The following is an 18,062-nucleotide window of genomic DNA, read 5'->3' as shown; positions in this document are numbered from 1 at the left end:
GTTCCCGTAGGAACTGGCTTGTCGGTGTGCCGAACCACGGCGAAGGCTACAACGGATCAGAAGCCCATGCTGAAGGTCAGCGTCACCGCATGGTCACGGTTCTCGCTGGACAACTGCCCCGAGTAACCCACGCCCAGCTTGCCGGCGCTGCCGATGCTCAGGTCCAGCCCCGCCTCGACCACCGCGGCATCCCGGGCGATCGGGACGCCCTGGCTGCTGAAGCTGGCGCCACCCTCGACGAAGGTCAGGTCCGCGTCCGGCTTGGTATCGCCGAAGGCATGCCGCCAGCCGAGGCTGCCGCGTGGCGTCAGTTCCGCGCCGTTGGCCAGCGTGAACGCCTTGCCCACGCGCAGGCCGACGGTGGAGAAGGTCACGTCCTGGTCGGCCTTGGCCTCCAGCCGCCCCGCCCCGCCCTTCTCGCGGCCGGTGTCGCTGTCGTAGTTGACGTAGGCCAGGCCCGCGAACGGCTCCAGGGCCACGCCGCCCGCATCGATGGCATAACCCACTTCACCGAAGACCTGGGCACTGCGCGCCTTGTAGCCGGCTTTCAGGCGGTCGTTGTAGCTGCCCACGCTGATGTCGCGCTTGGTGTCGATGTCGTGCCAGGTGTAGGCGGCCCCCAGGCGCGCGGCGAACGCGTCCATCTGATAGCTCAGGTAGCTCGCCAGGTGATAGCTGTCCACCGACGAGTCGGCACCGCGGCCCTTGGCGTTGATGCTGCTGTTGCTGTAGCCGGCGGCGATCCCCAGACGCCATTCGTCGTTGAGGTTGTTGTCGATACCGAGCATGAAACCGGACAGGTCGCGATCGATATTGGCCGCGGCGTGGCCGCCTTCGAAGTCACCCCAGCCGCCCAGCGCGCGGATCCAGCCGACGCTCTCGCCCTGGCAACCCTGGCTGGTAGCCTGCTGGTTGCCGCTCGGCGCCAGCGCGCGACGCGGATCCTGGTCGCTGCTGCAACCGGACTGGCGCATGCGGTCGTTGAGCGCATCGCGGACATAGCGCGAATCCTCGATCAGCACGCTGGCGGTGCTGGCGTGGATCTCGCCCGACAGGCTGTCGAACGCCGCCAGCGCGGTGGCGCGGTCGGCCGTGATGATCGCGCTGCGCAGGCTGGCCGGTGCCGCCGCCGTGTCCAGCGCGGCCGCGACGTTGCGCTGGTTGCTGGTTTCGGCGACGTCGGCGAAGGCCACCCCGTTGCGCGCAACCGACAGTGTCACAGTGTTGGCCCCGTAGGTCAGCGCCGAGTCGAGGAACAGCAGGCTCGACAGTCCGCTGGCGTTGGCGAAGGTGCCGGTCACGCCACCGGCGGCGTTGATCAGGGTGTAGCGGGTATCGCCGGTGTAGCTGCCGAGGTTCAGCACCTGCAGGGTGCCGCCCAGGTTCGCGGTGCCGCCCACGTTCAGGTAGTTGGTCAGGGACGGCGTGATGGCCACGCTCAGGGTGCCATCGCTGGCGTTGGTGAAGTTGCCCGCCACGCTCAGGTTGCCGCCGTCGAGACCGGTGGCCACGGTGCCATGGTTGACCAGCGAGCCGACCGTGCCGGTACCGGTCAGGGCGGCGCCGTTGGCGACGGTGACCTGCGAGCCGAGCACGCTGCCCGGATTGGCCGCGTTGCCGACGATCAGGGTGCCCGCATCGACGGCGAAGGTACCGCTGGCCGGCTGGTTGCCGGTCAGCAGCAGGCTGCCGCTGCCGCGCTTGGCAATGGCACCGGTGCCGCTGAGGGTGCCCATGAGCTGACCGTTGCTGCCCTGATCGAAGACCAGGGTGCCGCCCGCATTGGTGAGGATGCGGCCCTGCAGACTGCTGGTGTTGCCCTGCAAGGTACCGCCGCTGACGGTGGTGCCGCCGCTGTAGGTGTTGGCACCGGTGAGGATCAGCGTGCCGGTGTCGAGTTTCTCGATACCGCCAGTGCCCACCAGCGGCGCCGCGATGCTGGCGCTGGCGCCGGCATTGACGCGGACCGCCGCCAGGCTGCCAGCGCTGCCGTTGACCGGTGCCAGCGCCCCGCCGCTGCCGGCGACCACTTGATAGCCGCTGCTGAGGAACTGCAGGCCGTTGAAGGTCCGCAGTCCTGCCACGGTGACGGTGCCCGGCGCGCCGCCGAACACCGCGAAGGTACCGCCCCAGCCACTGCTGCTGGTGCCACGTGAGTTGGTCCAGTTGGTGTCCGGGCCCCAGGTGCCGCTGCCGCCGGCGATGGTGCCGTCCGGGTTGGTCTTGCCACCGTTCCAGAACTGCAGATCGCTGTCGCTGCCCACCACCAGGTTGAGCTGGTTGGCGATGGAGCTCTGCAGGGCCAGGCTGGCACCGCTGATGCCACCCGGCAGGCTGCCGTAGACCAGGCCATTGTCGGTCAGGCTGCCGCCGTAGCTGAACAGTTGATACACCCCGACCCCGAAGCCGCCGATATCGCTGATGTTCAGCGTGCCGTCCAGCACCAGGTTGCCGCCCACCCGTACCACGGTGGTCGAGCTGCCCGGCGCGCCGAGCGCGAAGTTCAGGTTGCTGCCCGAGGACAGGTTGAGGTTGCCCACCGACAGCGGCGTGCTGGTGTTGCCGGCATTCAGGCTGGCGCCGTCGGCGAGGCTGACGGTGCCGCTGTAGGTGCCGCTGCCACCGAGGCTGGCGCCGCTGGCGACCTGCACATTGGCGCTGGCCAGAGTACCGTTGTTGACCAGGCTGCCGGCACTGACCAGGGTGTTGCCGGTCAGGCCGTTATTGCCGGTAAGCAGCAGTTGGCCGCTGCCGGTCTTGGTCAGGCTGCCGCTGCCGGTGAGGTTGCCAGTGTAGCTGCCGTTGGCGTTCTGCTCGAAGGTCAGCGCGCCGTTGTTGAGGATCGCGCCCTGCAGGCTGCTGGTCGTGCCGCGCACGCTGCCCGCGTTGATCGTGGTACCACCGCTGTAGGTGTTGGCCGCCGTGAGTACCAGCGCAGCGTTGCCGTTCTTGACCAGGCTGCCCGCGCCGCTGACCACGCCACTGAGGGTCAGGTCGTTGCTGCCGCCGATCGCCAGGGCGCCGTTGAGCACCACGGCGTTGCCCAGGGCAATGGCGCTGTTGCTGTCCAGCGTGGTACCGCCGGCCGCGGTCAGCACACCGCTGCCCAGGGCCGCGGCGTTGCCGACCACCAGGGTGCCGCCATTGAGCGCGGTGCCGCCGGTGTAGCCGTTGGCACCGCTGAGCGCCAGCGCAGCGTTGCCGTTCTTGACCAGACTGCCCGCGCCGCTGACCACGCCACTGAGGGTCTGGTCGTTGCTGCCGCCGATCGCCAGGGCGCCGTTGAGCACCACGGCGTTGCCCAGGGCGATGGCGCTGTTGCTGTCCAGCGTGGTACCGCCGGCCGCGGTCAGCACGCCGCTGCCCAGGGCCGCGGCATTGCCGACCACCAGGGTGCCGCCATTGAGCGCGGTACCGCCGGTGTAGCCGTTGGCACCGCTGAGCACCAGGGTGCCGCCATCGAGCTTGGTCAGGGTGCCGGCGCCATTGATCGCCACGCCGAGGGTCGCGGTGTTGCCACTGTCGACACGCAGGTTGGTGGCGCCCGCGGCAGTGCGCAGTTCACCGCCCGCGCCGCCGTTGAGGGTGTAGCCGTTGCCGGCGAACTGCAGGCCGGTGATGTTCTGCGCACCGTTGACGGTCACCGTGCCGCCGCTGCCCTGGAACACCGCGAAGGTGCCGTTCCAGCTTTCGTTGACGCTGCCGCTGGCGTTGGTCCAGTTGCTGCCGACGGCATCCCAGACACCGTTGCCGCCGTCGATGATGCCGTTGCCGACCGTCTGGCTACCGTCCCAGAACAGCAGGTTGCCGGCGCCACTGACCACCAGGTTGAGCTGGTTGGCGATGGCGCTCTGCAGGGTCAGGTCGCCGGCGGCGATACCGCTCGGCAGGCTGCCGTAGACCAGGCCGTTGTCGGTCAGGCTGCCGCCGTAGCTGAACAGTCGATAGACGCCGATCCCGAAGCCACCGGCATTGCTGATGTTCAGGGTGCCGTCCAGCACCAGGTTGCCGCCCACCTGAACCACGGTGCTGGCGCTGCCCGGAGCGCCGAGGGCGACGTTGAGGTTGCTGCCCGAGGACAGGTTGAGGTTGCCCACCGACAGTGGCGCGGTGGCGCTGCCGACATTCAGGCTGGCGCCGTCGGCGAGGCTGACGGTGCCGCTGTAGGTGCCGCTGCCGCCGAGGCTGGCGCCGCTGGCGACCTGTACGTTGACGCTGGCCAGGGTGCCGTTGTTGACCAGGCTGCCGGCGTTGACCAGGGTGTTGCCGGTCAGGCCGTTGTTGCCGGTGAGCAGCAGTTGGCCGCTGCCGGTCTTGGTCAGGCTGCCGCTGCCGGTGAGGTTGCCGGTGTAGCTGCCGTCGGCGTTCTGCTCGAAGGTCAGCGCGCCGTTGTTGAGGATCGCGCCCTGCAGGCTGGCGCTCGTGCCCGTCACGCTGCCCGCGTTGATGGTGGTGCCGCCGCTGTAGGTGTTGTTGCCGCCGAGCCGCAGCGCGGCATTGCCGTTCTTGACCAGGCTGCCGGTACCGCCGATGGCGCCGCCGAGGGTGGTGTCCTGAACACCGGCCAGGGTCAGTTGCGCGCCCGCGCCGAGGTCGATGGCATTGCCCAGTTGCAAGGCGGAAGTACTGGCCAGGGTGGCATTGCCGCTGACGTTCAGCGGACCGCTGCCGATCGCGCTGTCGTTACCCAGGGTCAGGCTGCCGCTGGCCAGCGAGGTCGCGCCGCCGTAGGTGTTGACGCCGTTCAGGGTCAGGTTGGCCGCACCGTTCTTGATCAGGCCGCCGCTACCGCTGAGCACGCCGTTCAAGGTCAGGGCGTTGCTGCCGCCAATCGCCAGGGCGCCGTTGAGCGTGACGTTGTTGGCCAGGGTGACGGCGCTGCTGTTGTCCAGCGTGGTGCCGCCGGCCGCGGTCAGCGCGCCGCTGCTCAAGGCCGCGTCGTTGCCCACCACCAGGGTGCCGCCGTTCAGCACGGTACCGCCGGTGTAGCCGTTGGCGCCGTTGAGCACCAGGGTGCCGCTGTCGAATTTGGTCAGGGTCCCCGCGCCATTGATGGCCACGCCGAGGGTCGCGGTATTGCCGCTGTCGACACGCACGCTGGTGGCACCCGCGGCAGTGAGCAACTGACCGCCGACGCCGCCGTTGAGGGTGTAGCCGTTGCCGGAGAACTGCAGGCCGGTGATGCTCTGCGCACCGTTGACGGTTACCGTGCCGCCGTTGCCCTGGAACACCGCGAAGGATCCGTTCCAGGTCTCGTTGAGCGTACCGTTGGTGTTGGTCCAGTTGCTGTTGCTGTTGTCCCAGACCCCGTAGCCGCCTTCGATGCCGCCGTTGCCGACGATCTGGCTGCCGTCCCAGAACAGGACGTTGCCGGCGCCGCCAACGACCAGGTTGACCTGGTTGTTGATCACCGTCTGCAGATTGACATCGCCCACCTGCACGGAGCCCGGCAGGGTGTTGAGCACCAGGCCATTGTTGGTCAGGCTGCCGCCGTAGTTCATCAGGCGATAGACCCCGGCGCCGAACCCGCCGATATCGGTCACGTTGAGACGGCCATCCAGCGTCAGGTTGCCGGCGATATCGACCAGCGCCGGTTCGCCCGCCATGGCGCTACCGAGCGAGGCATTCAGGTTGGCGGTGTCGTTCAGCAGCAGCGCGCCGACGCTCAGGGTCGTGCCGCCTCGCAGGGTCAGGTTGCCGCCATTGGCGACGGTCACGGTTCCGCCGAGGCTGCCGCTGCCGCCCAGGCTGGCACCGTTGCCCACGGCCACGCTGGCACTGGCCAGGCTGCCATCGACCATCAGGCTGCCGCCGCTGATCAGGGTGTTGCCGCTGTGGCTGTTGCTGCCGGTGAGGGTCAGGGTGCCGCTGCCGACCTTGTCCAGCGTGCCGCTGCCGCCGAGGCTGCCGGCGAACGTACCGCCACCGACGCTCAGGGTATTGGCGCCGTCGATGATCACGCCGCCGCTGCCGACCAGTTGACCCAGGGCGAGGCTGCCGCCCAGGTCGAGGTTGGCGCCGCTGCTCAGGTTGAGCTGCGACGGGTTGCCGAGTGCGTTGCCGCCCAAGGTACGCAGGGTGCCCGAGAGAATGTTGAGAATGCCGGCGAAGCTGTTGTTGCCGCTCAGGGTCACGCTGGCCAGGCCGTCCTTGTTCAGGGTGCCATTGCCGCTGACCACGCCGGACAGGGTCAGGTCGTTGTTGCCGGCCAGCGACAGCACACCGCTGACATCCACGTTGTTGCCCAGGGTCATCGGCGCGCTGGTATCCAGGCGGGTCGTGCCGGTGACGCTGAGATCGCCGGTGCCCAGAGCCAGGGCATTGCCCAGGGTCAGGTTGCCGTCATTGACGGTGGTCCCCCCACTGAATGCGGCGTTGGCGCCGTTGAGGGTCAGGCGCGCGGCGCCGTTCTTGATCAGGCGCGCGGTCGCGCTGCCGCTGATCACGCCGTTGAGGGTCAGGTCGTTGCTGCCGGCCAGCATCAGCGCGGCGTTCAGTTGCAACGCGTTGCCCAGGGCGAAAGCATTGCTGTTGGCCAGTATGGAGGTACCGCTGACGGTCAGCGCGCCACTGCCCAGCGCCCCGGCATTGCCCAGGCTCAAGGTGCCCGACTGCAGCTCGACGCCGCCGCTGAAGCCGTTGACCCCATTCAGGGCAAGGCGGTTGACGCCCTGTTTGACCAGGCGACCGCTACCGTTGACCAGGCCGCTGAGGGTCAGGTCGTTGCTGCCGAGCAGGGTCAGGTTGCCGGCCAGGTTGACGGTATTGCTCAGGGTCAGGTCCAGGCCGTTGTCCAGGCTGGTGCCGTTGGCGGCGTTCAGGGTGGCACTGCCGAGGGCGCCGGTCGACGCCAGCACCAGGGTACCGGCGTTCAACGCCAGCGGACCGCTGATGCTGTTGCTGCCGCCCAGGGTCAGGCGGCTGGCGCCACCCTTGAGCAGGCTGCCGGTGCCGCTGACGTTGCCGTTGAGGGTCAGGTCGTTGCTGCCCGGCAGCGTCAGCTGGCCGGTGACCGCAATGTTGTTGCCCAGGGTCACCGCCGTATTGCTGTCCAGCACGGTGCCGGCGGCGGTGCTCAGAGCGCCGGTCCCCAGCGCGCTGTCGCTGCCGACCACCAGAGTGCCGTTGCGCAGGAGAGTGCCGCCGGTGTAGCCGTTGTTGCCGTTCAGCACCAGGGTGCCGAGGTCGAGTTTCTGCAGGGTACCGCTGCCGTTGAGGTCGAGGTCCAGGGTCGCGGTGACGTTGGGGTCGACCCGCACGGCGAACTTGCCGTCGTTGCGGTTGGAGATGTCCAGCGAACCATTGCCGCCGGACACCAGCTGGTAGCCATCGGTCATGAACTGCATGCCGTTGACGGCCTGCGCGTTATCGACGGTGACGGTACCGGCGTTACCCATGAATACCGCGAACTGATCGGCCCAGGCGCTGTTGCCGTTGCCATCCTGGGCCACCCAGTTGTTGGTGGCGGCGTCCCAGACACCACTGCCGCCATCGATCGCGCCGTTGGCAGTGATATTGGCGCCGTCCCAGTACTGGATGATCAGGTTCGGCGAGTTGACCTGCAGGTTGACCTGGCCAGGGGTCACGGTTTGCAGGCTCAGCTCGGTGGTGAGCACGTTGCTCGGCAGGAGACCGAAGTCGACGATGTTGTTGGTGAGACCGCCGGTGTAGTCGAACAGGCGATAGACACCATTGCCGAAGGCACCGTCGTCGGTGATGTTGAGCACACCATCGAGGGTCAGGTTGTCGGTGACGTTGAACAGCGGGACGTTGCCGGTCAGCGGCGAGCCGAGCGCCACGTCGATGTTGGAGTTCTGGCTGAGGATCAGGTCTTTCAGGGTCAGCGTGCTGCCGCTGGTGCCGGCCAGGTGGCCACCGTTCTGCACGATGGTCATCATGTTGGCCGAACCGCTGCCGGTGAGGGTGCCACCGCTGTTCACGGTAATGCTATTGCCGCTGCTGTTGAGGACGCCGTCGACCTTCAGCGTACCGCCATTGACCTGGATGTTGTGGCTGGCGACCGAGGTCCCGCTGTAGGTCAGCACGCCGCTGCCCACTTTTCTCAGCGTACCGCCACCCAGGAGCGCACCGCTGAACACGTTGTCGACGTTGCTGCCGCCTACGGAGACGGTGCTGCCGTTGCCGATGTTCAGCACACCGGAACCTGCCACGCCACCGATGCTGCTGTTGCCGTTCATGTTCAGGGTGGTGCCGCTGCCCAGGATGACATTGCCCGGGTTGCCCAGCGCGTTAGGGTTCAAGGTGGTGACGAAACCGTCGCGCAGATCCAGGGTGCCGGTGAACGTGCTGCTGCCGAGGAGCGCCAGTTCGTCGATGCCGGTCTTGATCAGGGTACCGCTGCCACTGAGCAGGCCGCTCATCATCGCCGTGTCGTTGGCTACCAGGTTCAGCTCACCGTTGACGACGAGGTCGTTGGTGAGCGTCAGCACCCCCGTGCCGCGCAAGGTCGCGCTGCCGCTGGTGACCAGCGCGCCAGTGCCCAGCGCATTGTTGTTGCCGACGATCAGGCTGCCGCCGCTCAGTGCCACACCACCGCTGAAGCTGCTGTTGGGGCCACTCAGGGTCAGGGTACCGCTGCCGGACTTGACCAGTTGACCAGCGCCACTGACCACGCCGTTCAGGGCCAGGTCGTTGGCACCCGGCAGGGTCAGGTTGGCATTCAGCGCGAGGGTGTTGCCCAGGGTGATGGCCGGAGCGTTGGCGATCAGCGAGGACGCGCCGCCGACCGTCAGGACACCGACGCCCAGCGAGGCATTGTTGCCCAGTGCCAGGGTGCCGGCGTTGAGGGTCGTGCCGCTGAGGTAGGTGTTGGCGCCGCTGAGGGTCAGGCTGCCGGCGCCGTTCTTGATCAGGCTGCCCGGACCGTCGACCACGCCGTTGAGGGTCAGGTCGGCACTGCCGCCGATGCCGACCGCGCCATTCAGGTGGACCGCGTTGCCCAGGGTCACGCTGGTGCTGTTGTCGAGCACGGTGTTGTTCGCCGCGGTCAGATCGCCGCTGCCGATCGCGCCACTGTTGCCGAGGATCAGACGACCGCCGTCCAGGCGGGTACCGCCGCCATAGGTATTGGTCCCGGTGAGGGTCAGGTCGGCCGCGCCGGTCTTGGTCAGGCTGCCGGCACCGCCGAGGATGCCGCTCAGTACCAGGTTCTGCGCACCGGCCAGGGTCAGGTTGCCGCTCACTTGCACGGCGTTGGCCAGGGTCATCACGGCGCTGTTGCTCAGCGTAGCGGACGCTACGTTCAGGGTGCCGCTGCCCAGTGCGGCGGCATTGCCCAGCACCAGGGTGCCGGCATTCAGGTCGGTGCCGCCGCGGTAGCTGTTGCTGCCCGTCAGGGTCAGGCTGCCAACACCGTTCTTGATCAGTTTGCCGTTGCCCGCGAAGTTGCCGGCAAGGCCGAGGTCGTTGCTGCCGGCCACGGTGAGGTTGGCATCCAGGGCGATGGCATTGGCGATGCTGAGCGCGGCGTTGCTGTCCAGGGTCGAGGCACCGCTGACGCTCAGGGCACCGCTGCCCAGCGCGCCGGCATTGCCCAGCACCAGCGTGCCGGCGGCCAGGTTGGTGCCGCCCTGGTAGGTGTTGGCGCCATTGAGGGTCAGCACACCGCTGCCGGTCTTGTTCAATGCACCCGCGCCGGCGACCACGCCGTTCAGGCCGATGTCGCCCGTGCCGTTGAGGGTCAGGTTGGCATTCAGGTTGACCTGGTTGCCCAGGCTGATCGCCGACGTGCTTCTCAGGGTCGAGGCGGCACCGACATTCAGCGCACCGCCACCGATGGCCTGGCTGTTGCCCAGGGTCAGGCCGCCGCCGTTCAGGTTGGTGTTGCCCAGGTAACCATTGAGCCCGTTGAGGGTCAGGTTGCCGTTGCCGTTCTTGGTCAGGCCACCCGCGCCATTCACCGCGCCGATCAGGGTCAGGTCGTTGCTGCCGGTGAAGGTCAGGTTGCCGGCGATGTTGAGCGCGTTGCTCAGCACGGTGCCGCCGAGCACGTCCAGGGTCGTGCCATCGGCGGTGTTCAGGGCGCCACTGCCCAGCGCGGCGCCATTGCCGAGCACCAGGGTACCGGCGTTCAGGGTGGTGTCGCCGAGGTTGCCGTTGACGCCGGTCAGGGTCAGGACGCTCGCGCCGTTCTTGACCAGGCCGCCCGCGCCGGAAATGACCCCGCTCAGGGTCAGGTTGTCACTGCCGCGAAGGGTCAGGCCGCCGAGCAGGTTGATGGCGTTGCCGAGGTTGAGCGCGGTGCTGTTGTCCAGGGTGGTACCGGCACCGGCGATGAGCACACCGCTGCCCAGCGCGGCGCTGTTGCCGAGTACCAGGGTGCCGCCCGTGAGTTGGGTGGCGCCCTGGTAGGTGTTGCTGCCATTCAGGGTCAGGCTGCCGCCACCGAGTTTGCTCAGGCCGCCGCTGCCGCCGATGACACCGTTCAGGGTCAGGCCCGCGGTGCCCGGCAGGGTCAGGTCGGCACCGAGGTTGATGGCGTTGTTCAGCACCAGCGCAGTGCCGGCGTCCAGGCTGGACGCGCCGCTGACGTTGAGGGCGCCGTTGCTCAGCGCGGCGCTGTTGCCCAGCACCAGGCCACCGGCGGCCAGGGTGGTGCCGCCGACGTAGCTGTTGACGCCGTTCAGGGTCAGGGTGCCCGCGCCGTTCTTGAGCAGGCCACCGGCACCGCTGACGGTACCGTTCAGGGTCAGGTCGTTGCTGCCATCGAGGGTCAGGGTCGAGCTCAGGTCGAACAGGTTGGCCAGGCTCAGCGCGGCGTTGCTGTCCAGGTGCGTGCCCGCGCCTGCCACACGCAGGGTGCCGCTGCCGAGGGCAAGGGCATTGCCCAGGACCAGGCCGCCCGCGTTCAGGGTCGTGCCGCCGCTGTAGCCGTTGGCACCGTTCAGGGTCAGCAGGCCCGCGCCGTTCTTGACCAGGCTGCCGCCGGTGACCGCACCGTTCAGGGTCAGGGCATTGCCGCCGGCCAGGTTGAGGATGCCCAGGGCGTTGATGCCGTTGGCCAGCGTCACTGCGCTGTTGCTGTCCAGGGTGGTGTTGTTGGCGGCGATCAGCGCGCCGCTGCCCAACGCCGCGTCGTTGCCCAGCACCAGGGTGCCGCCGTTGAGCCGGGTGCCGCCGCTGTAGCTGTTGCCACCGGTGAGCACCAGGGTACCGCTGTCGACCTTGTTGAGCGTGCCGCTGCCGCTCAGGCCGAGGGCGAGGGTCGCGGTGACATTCGGGTCGACCCGGACGGTCGTGGTGCCACTGCCGTTGTTGACCAGTTGCAACTGGCCGCTGCCGCCGAGGGTGTAGCCGTCGGTGACGAACTGCAGGCCGGTGGTGGCCTGGGTGCCGTTGACCGAGACCGCGCCCGCCGCGCCCTGGAACACCGCGAAGTTGCCGCTCCAGTCGCGGTTGCCGGTGCCGTTCACCGTGGTCCAGTTGTTGCTCAGGCTGTCCCAGGTACCGCTGCCGCCCTGGATCACGCCGTCGCTGCCGGTGTTGCCGCCGTCCCAGAACAGCACGGCGCCGTTGGCACCGCCAACCAGCAGGTTGACCTGCGCGCCGATGGCGGTCTGCAGTTGCAGGTCAGCCGCGCTGACGCTGCCCGGCAGGCTGCCGAACACCAGGCCGTTGTCGGTGAGTACGCCGCTGTAGTCGACCAGGCGATAGATGCCGGCGCCGAAACCGCCGATATCGCTGACGTTCAGCGTGCCGTCGAGGGTCAGGTTGCCGCCGACATTGAGCAGCGCGGTACCGCCGGTGGACGGCGAGCCGAGGCCGACATCCAGGTTGGCGGCGTTGCCCAGGGTCAGCGAACCGACGCGCAGGGTGCTGCCGCTGTCGAGCGCCAGGTGGCCGCCATCGAGCACATTGACCGCGCCGCTCAGCGTGCCGCCACCGCCCAGGGTACCGCCGTTGTTGACCTGGACCAGGCCGCTGGCCAGCGAGCCGCTGACGTTCAACACGCCTGCATCGATCCGGGTCGTGCCGCTGAGGGCATTGGCCCCGGCCAGCTCGATGCTGCCGCCGCCGACCTTGATCAGACCGCCGGCACCCGCCAGGCCGCCATTGAACACGCTGCTGGCATTGCCGGTGCCGACCGTGAGGTCACTGCCCGCGCCAAGGTTGACCGCACCGGCGCCGCTCAGGCCGCCGATGGCCGCGCTGGCGCCGAGATTGAGGCTGGCGCCGGCGCCGACATTGACCCCGGAGGTGTTGCCCAGGGCGCCGCTGCCGACGGTGCTGACGCTACCGGAGAGAATGTTCAGCGCGCCGCTGAAGGTATTGGCGCCGCTCAGGGTCAGGTCGGCCAGGCCGCTCTTGACCAGACCACCGTTACCGCCGATGACGCCACCGAGAGTCAGGGCATTGTTGCCGGCCAGGGTCAGGTCGGCGCCGAGATTGATGGCATTGCCCAGGGCGAAGGCCGCGTTGTTGCCCAGGGTGGCCGCGCCGCTGACGTTCAGCGCGCCACTGCCGATGGCGTTGGCGTTGCCGAGGGTCAGGCTGCCCGCGGCCAGGGTGGTGCCGCCGAGGTAGCTGTTGACGCCGTTCAGGGACAGATTGCCCGCGCCGTTCTTGAGCAACGCGGCGCTGCCGTCGATGACGCCGTTCAGGCCCAGGTCGGAACCGCCCGCCAGGTTCAGGTCGGCATTCAGGGTGATGGCATTGCCCAGGACGAACGGCGAAGTGCTGTTCAGACTGGCCGCGCCGCCCACGGTCAGCTTGCCGCTGCCGATCGCACCGGCATTGCCGAGGGTCAGGCTACCGGCATTGAGGGTGGTGCCGCCGACATAGCCGTTGACGCCGTTCAGGGTCAGGTTGCCCACGCCGTTCTTGATCAGGCTGCCGTTGCCGCCGACCACGCCGGAGAGGATCAGGTCGTTGCTGCCGGCCAGGCTCAGGGCACTGCCCAGGTTGATCTGGTTGGCCAGGTTGAGCGCGCTGCTGCTGTCCAGGCTGGCATTGCCGCCGACCGTCAGGGCGCCGTTGCCGATCGACTGGTTGTTGCCCAGCGACAGCGTGCCGCCCACCAGGGTGGTGCCGCCGACGTAGGTGTTGGCGCCATTCAGGACCAGGCTGGCCGTGCCGTTCTTGGTCAGGCCGCCGGCACCGCTGAGCGTACCGTTCAGGGTCAGGTCGGCGCTGCCGCCGATCAGCGTGTTGCCGGCCAGGTTGACCTGGTTGTTGATGCTGACCGCGGTGTTGGCATCCAGCGCGGTGTTGGCCGCCGCATTCAGGACGCCCTGCCCCAGCGCACTGTTGCTGCCGAGCACGAGGATACCGGCGTTGAGGTTGGTGTTACCCAGGTAGCTGTTGTTGCCGTTGAGCACCAGGGTCGCGCCGCCAGCCTTGTTCACGCCGCCGACGCCGGTGATGTTGCCGCCCAGGGTCAGGTCGCGGCTGCCCAGCACGGTGAGGTTGCCATTGAGCGTGAGTGCGTTGCCGACACTGAGCACCTTGTTGGCATCCAGCGAACCGCCGTTGACGCTCAGGGTGCCACTGCCCAGCGCGGTGTTCGCACCGAGCACCAGGGTGCCGCCGTTCAGGCTGGTGCCCCCGGCGTAGGTATTGGCACCGTTGAGGGTGACGCTGCTGCTGCCGGTCTTGGTCAGGCCGGCCGCCCCGTCGATGACACCATTGAGGGTCAGGTTGCCGCTGCCGTTGAGGGTCAGGCCGGCATTCAGATGCACGGCATTGGCCAGCAACTGCGCGCCGCTGCTGGCCAGGGTGGTGCTACCACCGACCGTCAGGTCGCCACTGCCCAGGGCCGAAGCGCCGGCGATGGTCAGGGTACCGGCGTTCAGCGTGGTTCCGCCGCCATAGCCATTGCTGGCAGCGAGAATCAGGTTGCCGCTGCCGTTCTTGATCAGGCCGCCGGTGCCGGTGATGGCGCCCTGCAGGGTCAGGTCGGTGCTGCCGGCGAGACTGAGCACGCCGTTCAGGGTCATGGCATTGGCCAGGGTCAGCACGGTGCTGGAGTCCAGGACGGTGCCCTGTGCCGCGATCAGCGCGCCCTGCCCCAATGCACTGGCATTGCCGACGATCAGCTTGCCGCTGTCGAGCCGGGTATTGCCCTGGTAATTGTTGGCCCCGCCGAGGGTGAGGTCGGCGGAACCGTTCTTGATCAGCCCGCCGGCACCGCCGATGGTGCCGCCGAGGGTCAGGGCACTGCTGCCGCCAAGGGTCAGGTCGCTGCCCAGGTTGATGGCGTTGGCCAGGTTGCGCGCCGAGCCGCTGTCCAGGGTCGCGGCGCCCGCCACATTGAGCGCACCGCTGCCCAGGGCCAGGTCGTTGCCCAGCAGCAGGCCGCCGGCATTCAGGGTGGTACCGCCCTGGTAGAGGTTGGCGCCGTTCAGGGCCAGGGTCGCCAGGCCGTTCTTGGTCAGGCCGCCCAGTCCGCTGACGATGTTGCTCAGTGCCAGGTTGGCGTTGCCGCCGATGTTGAGGTTGCCGGCGAGGTTGACCTGATTGTTGATCGCCACCGCGGTGTTGGCATCCAGCGTGGCGTTGGCCGCGGCATTCAGGGCGCCGTCGCCCAGCGCGGTGTTGCTGCCCAGGATCAGGGTGCCGCCATTGAGTTGGGTGGCGCCGTGATAGTTGTTGTTGCCGTTCAGGATCAGGCTGGAGCCGCCGGTCTTGGTCAGGCCGCCGGCACCGCTGACGGTGCCGCCAAGGGTCAGGTCGTTGCTGCCCAGCACGTTGAGGTTGCCGCCGAGGGTGACATTGTTGGCCAGGCTCAGCGCACTGCTGTTGTCCAGCGAAGTGCCCGCGGCCGCGCTCAGGGTGCCGCTGCCCAGCGCGGTACCGGTGCCGAGTACCAGGCCCCCGCCGTTGAGGGTGGTGCCACCGCCAAAGGTGTTGGCGCCGTTCAGGGTCAGCACACCGGTGCCGGACTTGACCAGGCCGCTGGAACCGTCGATCAGCCCGCCGAGGGTCAGCGCGCTGTTGCCCTGCAACGTCAGGCTGCCGGTCAGGTGCACCGCGTTGTTCAAGGTCAGCGGCGCCGCCACGGTCAGGCGGGCCGCGCCACCGACGGTCAGGTCGCCGGAGCCGATCGCGCTGGCATTGTTGATGATCAGACCACCGGCGTTCAGGGTGGTGCCGCCGCTGTAGACGTTGGTGCCGGTCAGGGTCAGGTTGGCGTTGCCATTCTTGACCAGGCTGCCGGTACCGTCGATGACACCTTGCAGAGACAGGTCGGCGGTGCCGCCGACAGTGGTCGCGCCGTTGAGGGTGACGGCATTGGCGATCGCCACGGCGGAGAAGGTATCCAGCGTACCGCCGGCGGCAATCAGGCGGCCCTGCCCGAGCGCCCCGGCATTGCCGAAGTACAGGGTGCCGGCATTGAGGAGGGTGTTGCCCTGGAAGGTGTTGGCCCCCGACAGTTGCACAGCCGTGCTGCCGTTCTTGATCAGGTTGCCGGTGCCGCTGATCACCCCGCTCAGGCCGAGGTTGGCCGGGCCGTTCAAGGTCAGGTCGCCGTTGAGGTTGACCAGGTTGCTCACCGTCGCGTTGCTGCGGGCGCCCAGTGTGGTACCGGCGGCAGTGGTCAGCGCGCCCGCGCCCAGGGACGCGGCTTTATCGACCAGCAGCGTACCGGCATTGAGGGCCACCCCGCCGACGAAGTCACTGTTACTGCCGATGAGGGTCAGCGTCGAGTTGCCATTCTTGCTGATGCCTCCCGCCCCGGTGATCGAGCCGCCGAGGGTCAGGTCGTTGCTCCCGGCCACGCTGACGGTGCCGCCGAGCGTCACGTTGTTGGTGACGGTACGCGTCGCGTTGGTGTCCAGCGAGGTACCGCCGGAGACATTGAACGTGCCAACGCCGAGGGCACTGTTGCTGCCGATGATCAGCTTGCCGGCTTGCAGGCTGACGCCGCCGAAGGTGTTGGTGCCGGTCAGGGTCAGGTCGGCGGTCCCCTGCTTGATCAGGCTCCCGCTACCGGAGATCGAGCCACTCAGGGTCACGGCGTTGCCGCCGCTGAGCGTCAGGACACGGTTGCTCAGGGCGATGTTGTTGCTCAGGCTGACCGCGGCGGTATTGGTCAGGGTGGAGTTCGCCGTCAGGCTCAGCCCACCGCTGCCGATTGCCGCGGCATTGGCGAAGATCACGTTGCCGCCACCCAGGGCGAAGCCACCGGAGAAGTTGTTGCTGCCGCTGAGGGTCAGGTCGCCGCTGCCGATCTTGCTCAGCGATCCCGCGCCGGTGATGTTGCCGCTCAGGGTCAGCGCATTCACCCCGCCGTTCACGCCCAGCGCCGCCGCCAGGCTGATGCCGTTGCTCAGGGTCATCGGCGCGCTGGCCTGCAGGGTCGATGCGCCGGTCACCGACACGGCGCCGCCCGTCAACGCCGCGGCGTTGGTCAGCGACAGGGTGCCGCCGTCGAGGATGACGCCGCCGCTGAAGTTGTTGCTGGCATTGCTCAGGACCAGGGTACTGGCCTGCGATTTGGTCAGTGCGCCACTGCCGGTCAACTGACCGGAGATGGCCAACTGCTGGATGCCGGAAACGGTCAGGCCGCTGCTACCGATGGTGATCAGGTTGCTCAGGGTGACGCTCGAGTCCAGGGACCGCAGGTTGCCGCCGTTGGCCACGACGGTAGCGCTGCCGAAGACCGCGGAATCGTCGATGCTCAGGACACCGCCGGTCAGCTCGACCGAAGGGCTGGCGAGCCCGTCCAGCAGATTGCCGAACACGCTCCAGGTGCCGCTGATGACTTTCAGGTTGGGGAAGTTCTTGTAGTTGGCCACGGACACACTGCCGCTGCCACTTGCACCACTGCCGGGGTTGAGCGGATCAGAGGTGTTCTGCAGGACCAGGGTGTTGCTGCCGTTGAGACCGCCGTCGACGATGCCCGCGGCCGCGAAGGCAACCCCCAGCTTGCCGATCACGCCCAGGTCGACGCCGATGCCCGCGCCCTTCTGCACCTGCGACCCGGTCACTGCGATGAAGGTGTTCGGGGTGGTGCCGCCAGCGCCCATCGCCAGGCTGCCGGTGAGGGTGCCGGCGTTGATGAAGGTGTTGCCCAGCGATGAACCCTGAAGGGCGATACGCCCGGTGATACTGGCCGTGCTGGCGTTGCTGAAGGTGACTTTCGGGCCGACACCCGCCGCGCCGTTCAACGGGTTGTAGACCACCACGCTGGGAATGTCAGCGCCCGCCAGCACCCCCGCGGTGATCAGCGGCGCCGCGTCGATGACACCGCCGCTGTTGTTGTTGATGGTGACGAAGCCGTTCGAGCCGTTCTTCACCTCCAGCGCCATGCCCGTCAGGGTGAGCAGGTTGCTCGACAGGGTGTCGCCGACCGCCCTGATCAGCCCGGCGTTATTGATCACAACCGAACTGTTGTTGGTGTTGCCGATGACCGCGCCGGAGGTGAAGTTGACCAGCGAACCCAGGAAGGTCGGACCGATGGTGCCGGAGTTGGTGAGGTTGACGCCGTTGCCGCTCAGGTTCAGCACGGCGCCCAGTGTCGTGGACATCTGTGCACCATTGTTGACAATCACCACCGGGTTGGTCAGCGCGCTGTTGAACGTCGAGAGGATGACCCCGTCACAGGTGATGTTTGGCGCCGCAACAAGGCACGCGGCAAGCGCCTCTTCAGCGGTGAACGTCGAAAGCAGGCCGGCGGCCGCCAGGCTGATCGCCAGAGGCAGAGTGGAACGACGTACAAAAAGTGACTTGGCGAATCTTCTGTCCACGGGTGACTCCTTCGTGGATCAGGCAATTCAAGCGCGATGATGCGTGCGGGGTCTATCCCTCGGGAACTACACACACTGCTTGTGTCGAACAGCCTGACCTTGGCGACTACAGGTTCCATTTGGGTGGGATTTGTAGCGGAAAAATTGGATCCACGTCGGACAATTCGTACATGTACTTAGTATTAATTCTTTGGTGATAATCCCCGGAAAAAGACAATGAAGGCGAAGCGCCATATGGCTTTCAGGCGACCAGCGGTCAGCAACCCGGGGAAAATTCTTTACGCTCAATAGAATCAAAATGATTGTTTCAATTTGTTTCAATCATGCGAAGAACCCGGGTGAAACCTTTAAGCC

At 67.6% G+C, this 18,062-nt stretch carries 1 protein-coding gene; it reads right to left on the bottom strand.

What is annotated here, in order from left to right; genetic code table 11:
• Positions 1–56: 56 nt before the first annotated feature.
• On the bottom strand, positions 57–17,708 hold the full coding sequence (locus tag CHB99_RS00230; protein ID WP_042127475.1) for an autotransporter-associated beta strand repeat-containing protein: 17,652 nt from the start codon (positions 17,706–17,708) through the stop codon (positions 57–59).
• Positions 17,709–18,062: the final 354 nt, after the last annotated feature.

This window comes from Pseudomonas japonica (assembly GCF_900188455.1).
In the GTDB taxonomy this organism is placed as follows: Bacteria; Pseudomonadota; Gammaproteobacteria; order Pseudomonadales; family Pseudomonadaceae; genus Aquipseudomonas; species Aquipseudomonas japonica.
Note: the sequence above shows the minus strand (reverse complement) of the source record. Positions and strands in the feature narration are given on the sequence as shown.